This is a genomic window from Pseudomonas sp. B21-032, from assembly GCF_024748965.1.
GTDB lineage: Bacteria > Pseudomonadota > Gammaproteobacteria > Pseudomonadales > Pseudomonadaceae > Aquipseudomonas.
In genome coordinates, this window is sequence record NZ_CP087180.1 from 4,188,643 (window position 1) to 4,204,268 (window position 15,626).

The 15,626-nt window shown below is 64.4% G+C and carries 12 protein-coding genes and 4 tRNA genes; 4 read left to right on the forward strand and 12 right to left on the reverse strand.

Annotation, left to right across the window (positions count from 1 at the left end):
* Nucleotides 1–56: 56 nt before the first annotated feature.
* Entirely contained in the window at nucleotides 57–1,343 is a 1,287-nt protein-coding gene (locus LOY54_RS19205; RefSeq protein ID WP_258607606.1) for an arsenic transporter, read from the reverse strand.
* 169 nt (nucleotides 1,344–1,512) lie between these two features.
* Between LOY54_RS19205 and LOY54_RS19210 the strand changes: the two genes are divergently transcribed.
* Complete coding sequence (locus LOY54_RS19210; RefSeq protein ID WP_093380638.1) at nucleotides 1,513–2,061, forward strand: cytochrome b; 549 nt, start codon at nucleotides 1,513–1,515, stop codon at nucleotides 2,059–2,061.
* Here LOY54_RS19210 and LOY54_RS19215 read toward each other — a convergent pair.
* Complete coding sequence (locus LOY54_RS19215; protein ID WP_258607607.1) at nucleotides 2,058–2,957, reverse strand: 1-aminocyclopropane-1-carboxylate deaminase/D-cysteine desulfhydrase; 900 nt, start codon at nucleotides 2,955–2,957, stop codon at nucleotides 2,058–2,060. The two genes, LOY54_RS19210 and LOY54_RS19215, sit on opposite strands and share 4 nt — an antisense overlap.
* 78 nt (nucleotides 2,958–3,035) lie before the next feature.
* The gene (locus LOY54_RS19220) at nucleotides 3,036–5,072 is read right to left on the reverse strand and encodes an NADPH-dependent 2,4-dienoyl-CoA reductase (RefSeq protein WP_258607608.1); all 2,037 of its coding nucleotides are present in this window, start codon (nucleotides 5,070–5,072) and stop codon (nucleotides 3,036–3,038) included.
* 193 nt (nucleotides 5,073–5,265) lie between these two features.
* Between LOY54_RS19220 and LOY54_RS19225 the strand changes: the two genes are divergently transcribed.
* Both LOY54_RS19225 and LOY54_RS19230 read left to right on the forward strand, forming a co-directional pair.
* Nucleotides 5,266–6,387: a carbon-nitrogen hydrolase family protein gene (locus tag LOY54_RS19225; protein WP_213603604.1), complete on the forward strand. Its 1,122-nt coding sequence runs from the start codon at nucleotides 5,266–5,268 to the stop codon at nucleotides 6,385–6,387.
* A 3-nt stretch (nucleotides 6,388–6,390) separates the two neighbouring features.
* Nucleotides 6,391–7,431, forward strand: coding sequence for an AraC family transcriptional regulator (locus LOY54_RS19230; RefSeq protein ID WP_045195083.1), 1,041 nt, complete (start codon nucleotides 6,391–6,393; stop codon nucleotides 7,429–7,431).
* A 203-nt stretch (nucleotides 7,432–7,634) separates the two neighbouring features.
* Here LOY54_RS19230 and LOY54_RS19235 read toward each other — a convergent pair whose 3' ends face one another.
* Nucleotides 7,635–8,504 (reverse strand): DUF2242 domain-containing protein, encoded by an 870-nt coding sequence (locus tag LOY54_RS19235; RefSeq protein ID WP_258607609.1) that lies wholly within the window; start codon nucleotides 8,502–8,504, stop codon nucleotides 7,635–7,637.
* Between the two features lie 266 nt (nucleotides 8,505–8,770).
* On the opposite strand from LOY54_RS19235, the gene LOY54_RS19240 reads away from it, so the two are divergent.
* A complete protein-coding gene (locus LOY54_RS19240; protein WP_309475653.1) occupies nucleotides 8,771–10,324 on the forward strand; it encodes a methyl-accepting chemotaxis protein in 1,554 nt (517 codons plus the stop codon).
* 8 nt (nucleotides 10,325–10,332) lie between these two features.
* Here the strand turns inward: LOY54_RS19240 and LOY54_RS19245 are convergent, their stop codons facing one another.
* The 8 genes from LOY54_RS19245 to purF form a co-directional block, all read right to left on the reverse strand.
* A complete protein-coding gene (locus LOY54_RS19245) occupies nucleotides 10,333–11,082 on the reverse strand; it encodes an SDR family oxidoreductase (protein WP_258607610.1) in 750 nt (249 codons plus the stop codon).
* A gap of 217 nt (nucleotides 11,083–11,299) precedes the next feature.
* Nucleotides 11,300–11,376, reverse strand: a tRNA-Asp gene (locus tag LOY54_RS19250).
* A 111-nt stretch (nucleotides 11,377–11,487) separates the two neighbouring features.
* A tRNA-Asp gene (locus LOY54_RS19255) sits at nucleotides 11,488–11,564 on the reverse strand.
* A 99-nt stretch (nucleotides 11,565–11,663) separates the two neighbouring features.
* A tRNA-Asp gene (locus LOY54_RS19260) sits at nucleotides 11,664–11,740 on the reverse strand.
* Between the two features lie 76 nt (nucleotides 11,741–11,816).
* A tRNA-Val gene (locus tag LOY54_RS19265) sits at nucleotides 11,817–11,892 on the reverse strand.
* 208 nt (nucleotides 11,893–12,100) lie between these two features.
* The gene (locus tag LOY54_RS19270; RefSeq protein ID WP_177329148.1) at nucleotides 12,101–12,859 is read right to left on the reverse strand and encodes an SDR family oxidoreductase; all 759 of its coding nucleotides are present in this window, start codon (nucleotides 12,857–12,859) and stop codon (nucleotides 12,101–12,103) included.
* Nucleotides 12,860–12,870: 11 nt separating this feature from the next.
* Nucleotides 12,871–14,082, reverse strand: coding sequence for an O-succinylhomoserine sulfhydrylase (locus LOY54_RS19275; protein WP_258607611.1), 1,212 nt, complete (start codon nucleotides 14,080–14,082; stop codon nucleotides 12,871–12,873).
* A gap of 15 nt (nucleotides 14,083–14,097) precedes the next feature.
* Complete coding sequence (purF, locus tag LOY54_RS19280; protein ID WP_010223267.1) at nucleotides 14,098–15,603, reverse strand: amidophosphoribosyltransferase; 1,506 nt, start codon at nucleotides 15,601–15,603, stop codon at nucleotides 14,098–14,100.
* Between the last annotated feature and the right edge of the window lie 23 nt (nucleotides 15,604–15,626).

A 15,626-nucleotide genomic window follows, 5' to 3' on the forward strand; every position in this document is an offset into this window, starting at 1 on the left:
TGGTTTTGTGGGAGCGGCGGTGCGACGCCTCGACTTGCCCCGTGATCAGGCCAGCCCTAAGCCACCGTCAAGCGCAACGCCAGCGCCACCAGCGTCAGCAGCAACACCGGCAGCGTCAGCACAATCCCGACCTTGAAGTAATACCCCCAGCCAATCTTCACCCCCTTGCGCTCCAGCACATGCAACCACAACAGGGTCGCCAGGCTGCCGATCGGGGTAATTTTCGGCCCCAGGTCACTGCCGATCACGTTGGCGTAGATCATCGCTTCCTTGACCACCCCGGTGGCGGCACTGGCATCGATCGACAAGGCGCCGATCAGCACCGTCGGCAGGTTGTTCATGATCGACGACAGCACCGCGGTCAGCAGCCCGGTACCCAGCGCCGCACCCCACACCCCGCCGCTGGCGAATGCGTTGAGCCAACCGGCCAGGTAATCGGTCAGCCCGGCGTTGCGCAGGCCATAGACCACCAGGTACATCCCTAAGGAGAACACCACGATGTGCCAGGGCGCTTCTTTGAGCACCTTGCGCGTGGAAATCCTGTGCCCGCGTGCCGCCACCAGCAGCAACACCAGTGCACAAACCGCCGAAATCGCGCTGATGGGGATGCCCAGCGGCTCAAGGGCAAAACAGCCGAGCAGCAGGATCGCCAGCACCAGCCAGCCGGCAACAAACGTCGCCGGGTCTTGCACCACGCTGCGCGGCGCATCCAGTTGCAGCGGGTCGTAATCCGCCGGGATATCGCGGCGGAAGTACCACAACAGCACCGCCAGGGTTGCCGCCACGGCAACCAGGTTGACCGGCACCATCACCGCCGCATAACGGTTGAAACCAATACCGAAGAAGTCGGCGGAGACGATGTTGACCAGGTTCGACACCACCAGCGGCAAGCTCGCGGTATCGGCAATAAAACCTGCGGCCATGACAAAAGCCAGGGTCGCCGCCGGGCTGAAGCGCAGGGCCAGGAGCATGGCCACCACGATCGGGGTGAGGATCAGCGCCGCGCCGTCGTTGGCAAACAACGCCGACACCAGCGCCCCCAGCAGCACGATGTAGCAGAACAGCCGCCGGCCACTGCCGCGCCCCCAACGCGCCACGTGCAGCGCCGCCCAGGCAAAAAAGCCAGCAGCATCGAGCAACAGGCTGATGATAATCAGGGCAATGAAGGTGCCGGTGGCGTTCCAGATGATCTGCCAGACCACCGGAATATCGCTCCACTGCACCACCCCGCAGAGCAACGCCAGCAGCGCCCCGCCCGTGGCACTCCAGCCAACGCCCAGGCCGCGGGGCTGCCAGATCACCAGGGTAATGGTCAGGAGGAATATCAGCGATGCCATCAGCATGAAGTACAAGCCTTGTAGAAATCGGACTCAAGCGCCGGATTCTAGCGACAGATCAAGGCCTGCGTGACCAATTTCTGCTGCAATGGCCGGGTAATCGGCTGGCAAGCGGTTACAGTTAGCTGACTGCGCCACAAGAGCGCGGACTTCGACCTGATGATGAGGAATACCCATGACGTTGAGCCAAAACCAGGCCCGCTACGGCGGTCTGTCGATTGCCCTGCACTGGCTGATGCTGGTGCTGCTGGCGGCGGTCTACGCCTTTATCGAACTGCGCGGCATGTTCCCCAAGGACAGCGCCGAGCGCGCGCTGATGAAAGACCTGCACTTCATGCTCGGCCTGACGGTATTCGTGCTGGTCTGGCTGCGCCTGGCCCTGCGCCTGGGCCGCCCGACCCCGCCGATCATTCCGGCGCCGCCGGCCTGGCAGACCGGCCTGGCGCACCTGATGCACCTGGCCCTGTACCTGCTGATGATCGGCCTGCCGCTGGCCGGCTGGCTGCTGCTCAGCGCTGCCAACAAGCCGATCCCGTTCTATGGCTTCGAGCTGCCGGCGCTTATAGCCCCGGACCCGGACCTGGCCAAGTTCATCAAGGGCTGGCACGAGCGCATCGGCACCTGGGGCTACTGGTTGATCGGCCTGCATGCTGTTGCCGGCCTGTTCCATCACTATGTGCAGCGCGACAACACCTTGCTGCGCATGTTGCCACGCAATAACTAGGCGAACCCGCGGCGGCCCTGCAGGCCGCCGCTGTGCAAAAAGATCAGCCGGGTGTCGGCGGCAAAAGCCCCCGCTTCGACTTCCCGGCGCAGCGCCAGCAAGGCCTTGGCGGTGTACAGCGGCTCCAGCGGCATGCCCGTTTCAGATTCGCAGTCGGCCATAAACGCCAGCAACTCGTCATCGACCTTGGCAAAGCCGCCACGGCAGGCCTCATGCAGCCTGTAACCTGCCTTGCCAACCAGTGTTTCGACAGACTCGGGCACGCCGTGGTCCAGCGGTACGGCCAGGGCGCCATGCACCTCACGCCGGCCCGCCTCGGCCAACACCAACCCGGCCAGGGTGGTGCCGGTGCCGGCCGCCAGCCACCAGCCGTGGTAATCCGCCCAGCCCAGCGCCGCCAACTGCGCTTGCGCCTGCTCGACGATCAACGCACAACCCTTGGCGCCCAACGCCCCGCCACCGCCTTCAGCGACACACTGCCAACCCGGATAAAGCGCCTGCCACGGCTGCCAGAACCCCGGTTGATGACGCTCGCGATAACCGCCATAACCCAACCAGTGCAACTGCATGCCAAAGGCTTGCAGGTCGCGCACGGTCGGGGTGTCCTGGGCATGGCCACGCAACAGCCCGGCGGTAGCAAAGCCGAAGCGCTTGCCCGCCGCCGCCAGGGCATGCAGGTGATTGGAATGGGCGCCGCCAAGGCTGATCACCCCGGGCGCCCCTTGGGCCTGGGCGATTCGCAGGTGCTCGAGCAGCTTGAACCACTTGTTGCCACTGATCAGCGGGTCGATCAGGTCCAGGCGCAACACCGCGAGCTTCACGCCATGAGGGCGTAGCCAGTTCAGCGGCAAGGGTTGCAGGGGCGCGAGCGGAAGGTCGTCGAAATTGCCAATCATGGGCGGGGCACAACAGGGCTGCCAGGGCAGCGCAGTGTAACAGCGCGACGGGCCGGGCGGCCCGCCGCGCTGCGCCGGTCAGAGCTCGGCGGCCAGGCGCGAGCCCTGGTTGATGGCGCGCTTGGCGTCCAGTTCGGCAGCGACATCGGCGCCACCGATCAGGTGCACCGACTGCCCGGCGGCGAGCAAGCCGTCCTGCAGTTCGCGCAGCGGATCCTGGCCGGCGCAGATGACGATGTTATCCACAGGCAGCACCTGCGGCTCGCCCTCGGCGATACGGATGTGCAGGCCGGCATCGTCGATGTTCAGGTATTCGACGCTGTTAAGCATCTGCACCTGCTTGTTCTTCAAGCCCGTACGGTGAATCCAGCCGGTGGTCTTGCCCAGGCCGTCGCCGACCTTGGTTTTTTTCCGTTGCAGGAGGAACACCTGGCGCGCCGGCGCATGCGGCTCGGCCTTGATCCCGGCCACGCCGCCGCGGGCTTCAAGCCGGGTATCGATGCCCCACTCCTTCCAGAACGCTTCACGATCCTGGCTGGTGGCCACGCCCTGGTGCACCAGGTACTCGGAGACGTCAAAGCCGATACCGCCAGCGCCGATCACGGCGACCTTCTGCCCTACCGACTTGCGCTGCAGCAGCACGTCCAGGTAGCTCAACACCTTGGCGTGCTCGATGCCAGGGATGGCCGGCAGGCGCGGGGCGATACCGGTGGCGAGGATGATCTCGTCAAAACCGCCCGCCGCCAGTTGCTCGGCATCGACGCGGGTGTTCAGACACAGCTCGACACCGGTGGTCTGCAGCTTGCGCTTGAAGTAGCGCAGGGTTTCATAGAACTCCTCTTTGCCCGGCACGCGCTTGGCCACGTTGAACTGGCCGCCGATCTCGCTGGCCGAATCGAACAGGGTCACTTCATGGCCGCGCTCGGCCGCCACGGTGGCAGCCGCCAGGCCGGCGGGGCCGGCGCCCACTACGGCGATACGCTTGACCTGGGTTACCGGCAGGTAATTGAGCTCGGTTTCGTGGCAGGCGCGCGGGTTGACCAGGCAGCTGGTCAGCTTGCCGCCAAAGGTGTGGTCCAGGCAGGCCTGGTTGCAGCCGATGCAGGTGTTGATCTCGTCGCCACGCCCGGCGGCGGCCTTGTTGACGAACTCCGGGTCAGCCAGGAACGGCCGCGCCATCGAGACCATGTCGGCGTCGCCCTCGGCAAGGATCTGCTCGGCGACTTCCGGGGTGTTGATGCGGTTGGTGGTGATCAGCGGGATCTGCACCGCGCCGCGCAGCTTGGCGGTGACCTTGGTGAATGCCGCACGCGGCACCTTGGTGGCGATGGTCGGGATCCGCGCTTCGTGCCAGCCGATACCGGTGTTGATGAGGGTCGCGCCGGCCTGCTCCACGGCCTTGGCCAGTTGCACGATCTCTTCCCAGCTGCTGCCGCCCTCGACCAGGTCGAGCATCGACAGGCGAAAGATGATGATGAAGTTCGGCCCTACCGCTTCGCGCACCCGGCGCACGATCTCCACCGCCAGGCGCATGCGGTTCTCGTAGCTGCCACCCCAGCGATCGGTACGCTGGTTGGTGTGGGCGGCGAGGAACTGGTTGATGAAGTAGCCTTCCGACCCCATGATCTCGACGCCGTCGTACTCGGCGCTTTGCGCCAGCAGCGAGCAGGTGACGAAGTCCTGGATCTGCCTCTCGATGCCCTCTTCGTCCAGCTCACGCGGCTTGAACGGGTTGATCGGCGCCTGGATCGCGCTCGGCGCTACCGATTTGGGGCTGTAGGCATAGCGCCCGGCGTGGAGGATCTGCATGCAGATCTTGCCACCGGCTTCATGCACCGCTTGGGTGACGATGCGGTGTTTATCGGCTTCTTCCGGCGTGCTCAGCTTGGCCGCGCCGGAATACACCCCGCCCTCCACGTTCGGGCCGATGCCGCCGGTCACCATCAGGCCAACGCCGCCACGGGCACGCTCGGCAAAATAGGCCGCCATGCGCTCGAAACCGCCGGGCTTTTCTTCAAGGCCGGTGTGCATCGAGCCCATCAGGGTGCGGTTGCGCAAGGTGGTGAAACCCAGGTCCAGCGGGGCGAGCAAATGCGGGTATTGAGCGGCGGCCATAGTGAACTCCACAACAGGCGTAATCACGGAATGCGGGCGCCTCGCCAAGGCTGGCGGGGCCCGTCAGTTATCTGAGGCCGACATTAAAGAGCCTGCGGGCGCGGCTCAATGACCGAAAGTGACAAGTTATTGATCCTGCTGCACTCGGGGTCTACCCTAGGGGCCGAATCCCTTTTCGGCGCTGTCCCGTTTCATGCGAAAACTTCTGTTGAGCGCCCTGGCGCTGGTTGTCATTGCCGTCCTCAGTGGCTACGGCTTCTGGACCGAGCAGCGCCCGGCCGGGCACTACCTGTCGGACCTGCGCATCGAGCTGGCCCTGAGCGAAGGCGTGCCGGCCGATCACGGCAACCTGCTGGGCGTCGAGCCGCAGCTGTTCCCCGGTGACTACCAGAGCCTGCAGCGCCTGCACCGCAAGCTGGCCGCCTACCTTGAACACGCCCGCGCCCAGGGCCTGGTCAACGCCAAAACCATCGTCATCCTGCCCGAACACATCGGCACCTGGCTGTGGGCCCGAGGCGAGAAGAGCGAGCTGTACCAGGTCACCCAACGCCGCGAAGCCCTGCAATGGCTGGAACTGAGCAACCCGCTGCGCTACGGCCTGGCCCTGCTCGGCGCCGAGGGTGACGACCGTCGTGCCGACGCCCACCTGCGCATGAAAGCCGGGCAGATGGCCGAGGATTATCAGCAACTGTTCGGCGGCCTGGCCAAGGAGTTCGGCGTGACCCTGGTGGCCGGCTCCATCGTCCTGCCTGAACCTTACGTCGAGCGCGGCACCCTGCGCATCGGCTCCGGCGCCCTGTACAACGCAAGCCTGGTGTTCGCCAGCGACGGCTCGGTGCTCGGCCAGCCGCAACGCCAGCAGCACCCGGACAGTGAAGTGCGGCGCTTTATCAGCAGCGGCACCGATCAACCGCCACAGGTGCTGCAAACCCCGGCCGGGCGCCTGGGCGTGTTGATCGGCAGCGACAGCTGGTACCCGAGCAACCAGCAGCAACTGGCCAACCAGTTTGCCCAGATCGTCGCCAACCCGGTGTTTCTCAGCGGCCATGACAGCTGGAACGCGCCGTGGCGCGGCAACCGGCATCAACCCCTGGCCTCGTCGCTGGCGCTAAAGCCCGGTGAGGTGAGCGAACACGAAGCCTGGCAACGCCTGACCCTGAACGCCAACGCCGCCAGGGTCAGCAGCATGAGTGTGTTCCTGCGCGGGCGCTTCTGGGACCTGGCCGCCGATGGCCAGGGCTTTGCCCAGCTCAACGGGGTGAACCTGGGCGGCACGTCCAGCCCCGGTGCGCGCCTGCTGAACCTCTGGTTGTAGGGCATGAACCGTCCCCGCGTGCGCCTGGGCGACCTGTCGGTCGGTTTTATCCAGCCGCTGAGCGAAACCCTGCAGCAACGCGGCATCGATCCTACGGCCCTGCTCGCCCGCTACGGCCTGGAGCCAGCGCGCCTGGCCGAAGCCGGCGCGCGCCTGTCGATCCCGCGCTATATGCACCTGGGCCATGCCGCCATCGAACTGACCGGCGACCCGGCCCTGGGCCTGCACATGGGCCACATCAGCCGCCTGGGCCAGGCCGGCCTGGCCGGCGTCACTGCGGCACAAGCACCCACCGTGGGCGAAGCGGCGCGCACCTTGTTGCGCTTCGAGCCGCTGTACGCGGCCAACTACCGCGGGCACTCAAGCTTTCATGAAGACAGCAGCGGCGCCTGGCTACGGTTCTATTCGATCAGCCCGTACAACGCCTATAACCGCTTCGTGGTGGATTCGCTGCTGGCCGGCTGGCTGGCGCAGCTGTCGAGCCTGGCGGGTACGATGCTGCTGGCCGAACGGGTCGAGATCGAGTTCGAGGCGCCCGCCTACGCCGCCCACTACCAGGCCTTGAGCTGCAACCCGGTGCAGTTTGGCGCCGCCACCAATCAACTGCGCCTGAGCCGCGCCAACCTGGCCCTGCGCAACCCGGCGCACTGTCCGAGCACCTGGCAGCACCTGCTGCAACTGTGTGAGGCCGAGCTTGAGCAACGCACGCGCATACGCAGCCTGGGCGAGCGCATCGCCCACCTGCTGGGGCCGCTATTGAATGGCGGACGGGAACCGGATCTGGAGGAAGTGGCCAGGCACCTGCAATTGCCGACCTGGACCCTGCGGCGCAAGCTGGCCGAGGAAGGCACGCAGTTTCGCGCCATCCTCAACGATACCCGGCGCGATCTGGCCATGACCTATATCCGTGACACGGAACTGGCCTTTGGCGAGATTGCCTACTTGCTCGGGTTTGCCTCGGCGGAGGCTTTTCAGCGCGCGTTCAAGCGCTGGAACGGCATCACCCCGGGCGAGTTTCGCCGCAGCCAGCGGCGTACCGGCTGATTACAGCTCGGTAGCGTCTTCGGCTGGCTCGACCGGGTCGAGCTCAATGGCGCGGTATTCGAGTAGTTCTTCTTGATAGTCGTCCATCGTCTGCTCCGTTGTTTCTCATTCATGTCATTGATTCATCAACGAGCCTAAAGTGCCGCGATGAAAGAAAAATGACAATGACGCTTATCAAAACAACGTAGCAGAGACGGGCGAATTTACAGCGGCGCCTGCTCGCTGCTGGCCGGTGCTACCGGGGCGATGGTCGGGGTCGGCTCTACGGGTGCCGGCGTGCTGCTGTCCTGGACGCTGATCGGCGCAGCTTCGGCGGGCGGCGGCACCGGCTGCGAGCCACTGCTGTCATCCACCACCGGTGCGGCCGGCACTTCCGCCGTCGGGGCCGGCGACGGTTCGCTGACCGGTACGCCAGCCGCTGCAGCCGCTGGTGCTTCAACCGGAGCCGGAGCCAGGGCGGCCGCTGGTGCTGCCGGCGCGGTCTCGGGCACACCCAGCTCCACCGCTGGCTTGGCTGCAGGCTTTGCCTCAGCCTTCTTCTTGGTTTCCTTGGGCAGGAAACTTTCCACCAGGGCGAAGTAACGCTCGTAGAACTTGGCCGAGGTCACGGTCTCGCTGGCAACCTTGACCATCGAATCGTCACTGGAGCCGATCGGCATCGACACCGAACCCAGCACGCCGACGCCGAGGCTGGCCGAGGTGTTGGATTTTTTCAGCGCATAGCGATCCTGCAGGGCGTTGGCGAACATGGTCGAGCGCTGCTCGTCGCCGCTGTCGCGGGCACAGACCACGTTGAAGCTGATCTGCAGGTGCGAATCGCCAGTCTGCTGGAAGCTCTTGTTGCCATTGACCTGGCCAGCGTCGCTGCTGGTGATGATATAGCCCTGGCTGAGCAAGGCACGGCGCGCCGCTTCGCAGGTACCGGCTTCACTCACCGCAAAGCTGCGCGAGAAGGTACCCGAGTCGTCGAAATTCTCGTGTTCGTAAATGGCAGCTTTCTTCGAAGAACAGCCGGAAACACCCGCCAGCACAAGGGCCAGCCCGAGCGCACCGCAGACGGTTGACTTTGACATTGCAAATCCTGAGGAAACGGTCGGCGCCTATTGTGCAACACATCGACGGAATGCTGAAACCACAGGCGGGCAATCACCGCAGAAAATTCATACAAGGGGCCAGTGATCGCCCCTGATGCCGGGGTTTGACCATTGGTCGATAAACCCACAAATCCTTCGCTCGAGCCCTACGAACAGATCGGACCCATCCGACTTTTGCCCTGCCCATTCTACGACTACGCTGGCAACTAGCCATCACCACCTACCGGTCGACAGGAGTTATCTCGGTGAAAAACCTATCTGTGAAAATCAAGTTGCTGCTTGGCTTTGCGCCCATTCTGGTACTGATGGCGCTACTCGCCATTACCGCCATCAACAGCTTGAACACCCTGACCCAGCGCGCCGATCGCCTGGTGTCGGTCAACTACATCCTCGACAACCTCAATGAAATGCGCGCCGCCCAGCTGAGCTTCGAGCAACGCCGCGAAGGCAGCTTCGCCAGCCAGCTGGTACAGGCCCACCAGGAGGCCAGCCGCCTGGTCGAGGAAAACCTCGGCGCCCTGCCCGATGCCGACTCGCAGCGCCTGCTCAAGGCCACTGGCGATGATCTCAAGCAGTACCTGCAACAGTTCGAGCAACTCAAGGCGGCCAGCGGCGGCACCCTGCTGCAGAGCAAGCTGCATGACCAGTTGCTGCAGACCGTGCATCAGGGCCTGGAGGCGATCAACCAGTTGATCACCCTGCAGAACCAGAAGAGCACCGAGGAATCCAGCGACAGCCGCAGCCTGATGCTGGGCTTGCTGCTCGCAGCCCTGGTGCTGGGCGTGCTGATCAGTGCGCTGATCATCCGCCAGGTCACCCAGCCGCTGCGCCAGGCGGTGGAAATTGCCCGGCGCATTGGCCAAGGCGACCTGACCAACACTGCCAGCGAACCACGCCGCGACGAATTCGGCCAGCTGTTGCAGGCGCTGGCGCAAAGCGGCGAGAACCTGCGCGAGATGCTTGGCCAGGCCGGGCATGTCACCCGCCAGCTGTCGACCGCCGCCGAGGAGCTGTCGACCATCACTGAACAGACCAGCGCCGGCATCACCAGCCAGAAGGTCGAAACCGACCAGGTGGCCACGGCAATGAGCGAGATGGTTGCCACCGTCCAGGAAGTCGCGCGTAACGCCGAAGAAGCCAGCGAAGCCACGCACCAGGCCGACAGCCAGGCCAAACAGGGCAACCGCGTAGTGCAGCAGGCCCTGAGCCAGATCGGCCAGCTGGCCGACGACATCGGCAATTGCGCCAGTGCGGTCAGCCAATTGTCGCAAGAAAGCGAGCGCATCGGCACCGTGATGACGGTGATCAACGCCATTGCCGAACAGACCAACCTGCTGGCGCTCAACGCCGCCATCGAGGCGGCGCGCGCGGGTGAGGCCGGGCGCGGCTTTGCCGTGGTCGCCGATGAAGTGCGCGGGCTGGCCCAGCGCACACAACAATCAACAGCGCAGATCGAGTCGCTGATCCTGTCGTTGCAACAAGGCGCGCAGAAAGCCGCCGAAATGATGCACGCCAACCAGCAACAGGTCGGCGGTACTGTGGAGTTGGCCAACCAGGCCGGTATCGAGCTGCAGGCCATCACCCAGACCGTGACCGGCATCCAGACCATGAACCTGCAGATCGCCACCGCCGCCGAACAGCAGAGCAGCGTCGCCGAATCGATCAACCGCAGTGTGCTCAGCGTGCGCGACGTTGCCGAACAGTCGTCCACCGCGTCGCAGCAGACGGCGGCTTCGTCGGTGGAACTGGCGCGCCTGGGCAGTGAACTGCAACAGCTGGTGGCGCGCTTTCGGGTGTAACCGGTAAGTCAGCCGAACAGGCCGCCGTCGTCGCTGTCAATAACGATCGACGACAGGCTCACATGCCGCGGCCGGGTCACGGCAAACAGCACGGCCTCGACCACGTCACGGTTGGTGCCGCGCTCGCCTTTCTGGCGTTGGGCGGCGGCCTCCCAGGCCGGTTGCGTCGGGCAGATGTCGTCCAGGTACGGCGGGTGCACGCACAGCGAACGGATCGGCGTACCGGCCAGTTGCTGGCGCAGCCCTTCTGCCAGTGCACGCTGGGCCTGCTTGGCGGCGTAGAACGGCACTGAGACGCTGTGCAAGGCGGCATTGGGCAGCGCGCTGATCGAGCCTATGGTGACGATGTCCGGGCGCTGAGAGCGACGCAGAGAGGCCAGCAAGCCCTGGGTGAAGAGAAAGGTACCGGTGACCGCAGCGTTGATCACGCCGTGGACCTCTTCAGGGGAATAACCTTCCTCGTTGTGCTCCAGCCACATGGCGCCGTTGTTGATCAGCAGATCGATAGTGGGGAAGCGCTGGCTGATGGCCTGCGTTGCCTGGGTAACGCTGGCGCTGTCGGCGAGATCGACCTGGACAGTCAATGGCAGTTGAGCGGTGCGGGTTTCGATCGTGGCAGCGACTTGGGCCAGGGCTGCTTCGTTGCGGCCACAGAGCACCACCTTGCAACCAGCGTCGGCCAGGGAGATGGCCAACGCGGCACCCAGGCCGCGTCCGGCACCGGTGATGACCGCGATCGAGTCTTGAAGATTGTTCATCCTGAACCTCAGTGGAAGACTTGAGGCGCTAGCATACCGCTTGTGCGGACTGGATGCAGACCAAGCAGGCCTGAAAAGCATCGCGGGGCAAGTCGAGGCGTCGTACCGCCGCTCCCACAGAGTGGGAGCCGGCCTTGCCGGTGATGGCCGTACCACGGTGCCAAAATTTCGGCACAAAAAAAGCGACCCGAAGGTCGCTTTCTCTGGTACTGCAATATGGCGCAGCGGACGGGACTCGAACCCGCGACCCCCGGCGTGACAGGCCGGTATTCTAACCGACTGAACTACCGCTGCGTGTCGTGCTCACCCGGGCTGCGCAAAGGCTGCAAATCCCGGGCACAAAAAAAGCAACCTCAGGTCGCTCTCTTTGTTGCTTCGAGGAGTTCAAGGGCCTCGAAGCGAAGATGGCGCAGCGGACGGGACTCGAACCCGCGACCCCCGGCGTGACAGGCCGGTATTCTAACCGACTGAACTACCGCTGCGTATCGTACAGGCTTGCGCCCGCTTGAAACTGGGATCTGGCTACAAGGCTGTTTGGCCCTGGAACCTCAAACCGGTCATTAAACCGATCTGGAGAAAAGTGGCGCAGCGGACGGGACTCGAACCCGCGACCCCCGGCGTGACAGGCCGGTATTCTAACCGACTGAACTACCGCTGCGCATATGGACTTGCGTCCGGTTCCTCTCTGGTAACACCTTCTTGCGAAAGTGTCGGGTCAGGAACATCTCAGGAAGTGGTGGGTGATGACGGGATCGAACCGCCGACCCTCTGCTTGTAAGGCAGATGCTCTCCCGGCTGAGCTAATCACCCGTGTGCTTCGCTGAGGTGGCGAAATTTACGCAGGTATCGAACCTAAGTCAATAGCCTGATTGAAGTTTTTTTCACAGGGGTGAAAAAAACAGCTTCAAGGTTCAAGCTGCAAGCTACAAGAAAAAGCAAAATCAAAAGCACAACGCGGACGTCTTGAAGCTTGAAGCTTGTCGCTTGTCGCTTGTCGCTTGCCGCTTGCCGCTTGCCGCTACCGATAAACCATCTTCTTGGTCATGCCGCCGTCGACTACGAATTCCTGGCCGGTGACGAAGCCGGCGTTGCGCGACAGCAACCAGGCCACCATCGCCGCTACGTCTTCTACCGTCCCTACCCTGCCCGCCGGATGCTGGGCATGGTCGGCTTCGCTGAGGGGTTCGGCACGGCGCTGGGCAGGATCACGGGCGTCGATCCAGCCGGGGCTGACGGCGTTGACGCGAATCTCCGGGCCCAGGCTCATGGCCAGGGCATGGGTCAGGGCCAGCAGCCCACCCTTGCTCGCGGCATAGGCCTCGGTATCGGGTTCCGATTGCCCGGCGCGGGTGGAGGCCAGGTTGACGATCGCCCCGCAATGGGCGCGCAGGTACGGCGCACAGTGCTTGGCCAGCAGCATCGGGCCGCCGAGGTTGACCGCCAGCACCCGGTTCCAGTGGGCCAGGCTCAGGCTTTCGAGGGTGGTGTTGTGCGGGTCGGCAATCGCCGCGTTGCATACCAGGGCGTCGAGCCGGCCAAACTGGCCCAGCACTTCGGCCACGCCGGTCATTACCTGGGCTTCGTCGGCGACATCCATGCCGACGAACCAGGCGTTGTCACCCAGCACCTTGGCCACTTTCGCGCCACGGGCCCGGTCGAGGTCGGTGAGCACCACCTGCCAGCCTTCGCTGATCAGCCAGGCGGCAATGCCCAGGCCGATGCCCCGCGCCGCACCGGTGACCAGGGCGACGCGGCCGTTATGGCTGCTGTCGCCCACCGACCAGTCGATCACAGTGCCGCCAGCCCGCGGGCCAGGTCGGCCTTGAGGTCAGCGACGTCTTCCAGCCCCACGGCAACCCGGATCAGGCTGTCGCGAATGCCGGCGGCCTCACGCTCCTGCGGCGACAGGCGGCCGTGGGAGGTGGTGCCCGGGTGGGTGATGGTGGTCTTGCTGTCACCCAGGTTGGCGGTGATCGAAATCAGCCGGGTGGCATCGATGAAGCGCCAGGCGCCCTCTTTGCCGCCCTTGACCTCAAAGCTCACCACTGCACCGAAGCCGCTCATCTGCTGCTTGGCCAGCTCGTGCTGCGGATGGCTGTGCAGGCCCGCGTAGTGGACCTTGTCGATACCGTCCTGCTGCTCCAGCCATTCGGCCAGCGCCTGGGCATTGGCGCAGTGGGCGCGCATGCGCAGGTTGAGGGTCTCAAGGCCCTTGAGGAAGATCCAGGCGTTGAACGGGCTCAGCGACGGCCCGGCGGTGCGCAGAAAGCCCACCACTTCTTTCATCTGCTCGCTGCGCCCGGCAACCACGCCGCCCATACAACGGCCCTGGCCGTCGATGAACTTGGTCGCCGAATGCACGACGATGTCGGCGCCCAGCTTCAGCGGCTGCTGCAAGGCCGGGGTGCTGAAGCAGTTGTCGACCACCAGCTGCGCGCCCTTGGCATGGGCGATTTCAGCCAGGGCAGCAATATCCACAAGCTCCGCCAACGGGTTGGACGGTGACTCGACGAACAGCAGCTTGGTGTTGGCCTTGATCGCCTGGTCCCAGGCGGCCAGGTCGGTCAGCGGCACGTAGTCGACCTGCACGCCGAAGCGCTTGAAGTACTTCTCGAACAGGCTGATGGTCGAACCGAAGACACTCTGCGACACAAGCACATGGTCGCCGGCGCTGCACAGGGCCATGACGGTCGAGAGGATCGCCGACATGCCGGTGGAGGTGGCAACCGCCTGCTCGGCGCCTTCAAGGGCGGCGATGCGCTCTTCGAACGCGCGTACGGTGGGGTTGGTGTAGCGTGAATAGACGTTGCCTGGAACCTCGCCGGCGAACCGCGCGGCGGCATCGGCCGCCGTACGGAACACATAGCTGGAGGTGAAGAACAGCGGATCGCTGTGCTCACCTTCCGGCGTGCGATGCTGGCCGGCGCGTACCGCCAGCGTGTCGAAAGCGACCCCTTCGAGGTCGCTGTCCAGGCGCCCGGCATCCCATTCCTGTGTCATGCCGCTGCTCCTAACTTAGTTGTTGTAGAGGTCGATGATCGCGCTGACCGCCTGGTTCTTGACCTTGGAGGCGTCGTTGCGCGCCTGCTCGATCTTGTCCAGGTAGGCTTCGTCGATGTCGCCGGTGACGTACTTGCCGTCGAACACTGCGCAATCGAAATGCTCGATCTTGATCTTGCCACCGCCGACCGCTTCGATCAGGTCCGGCAGGTCCTGGTAGACCAGCCAGTCGGCGCCGATCAGCTCGGCGACATCCTGGGTGCTGCGGTTGTGCGCGATCAGCTCGTGGGCGCTCGGCATGTCGATGCCGTAGACGTTAGGGAAGCGCACCGCCGGGGCGGCCGAGCAGAAGTAGACGTTTTTCGCGCCGGCTTCGCGGGCCATCTGGATGATCTGCTTGCAGGTGGTGCCGCGCACGATCGAGTCGTCAACCAGCATCACGTTCTTGCCGCGGAACTCCAGCTCGATGGCGTTGAGTTTCTGGCGTACCGATTTCTTGCGCGCGGCCTGGCCGGGCATGATGAAGGTACGGCCGATGTAGCGGTTCTTGACGAAGCCTTCGCGGAACTTGACGCCCAGGTGGTTGGCCAGCTCCAGCGCTGCGGTGCGGCTGGTGTCGGGAATCGGGATGACCACGTCGATGTCGTGGTCAGGGCGCTCGCGCTGGATCTTCTCGGCCAGCTTCTCGCCCATGCGCAGGCGCGCCTTGTACACCGAGACGCCGTCGATGATCGAGTCAGGGCGGGCCAGGTAGACGTGTTCGAAGATGCACGGCGACAGTTGCGGGTTGGTCGCGCACTGACGGGTGTGCAGCTTGCCCTCTTCAGTGATGTACACCGCTTCGCCCGGCGCCAGGTCACGGATCAGGGTGAAGCCCAGCACGTCCAGAGAGACGCTTTCGGAAGCGATCATGTACTCGACGCCTTCGTCGGTGTGACGCTGGCCGAAGACGATCGGGCGGATACCGTTGGGATCGCGGAAACCGACGATGCCGTAGCCGGTGATCATCGCCACCACCGCGTAACCGCCAACGCAACGGTTGTGCACGTCGGTGACTGCGGCGAACACGTCTTCTTCGGTCGGTTGCAGCTTGCCACGCACCGCCAGCTCATGGGCGAAGACGTTGAGCAGCACTTCCGAGTCGGAGCTGGTGTTGACGTGGCGCAGGTCGGACTCGTAGATCTCCTTGGCCAGCTGTTCGACGTTGGTCAGGTTGCCGTTGTGCGCCAGGGTGATGCCGTAGGGCGAGTTGACATAGAACGGCTGGGCCTCGGCCGAGGTCGAGCTGCCCGCGGTCGGGTAGCGCACGTGGCCGATACCCATGTGACCGACCAGGCGCTGCATATGGCGCTGCTGGAATACGTCACGGACCAGGCCGTTGTCCTTGCGCAGGAATAACCGGCCATCATGGCTGGTCACAATACCGGCAGCGTCCTGGCCGCGGTGCTGGAGGACGGTTAGCGCGTCATACAGCGCCTGATTGACGTTCGACTTACCGACGATACCGACGATGCCACACATGCGACGCAACCCCTACTTAATGA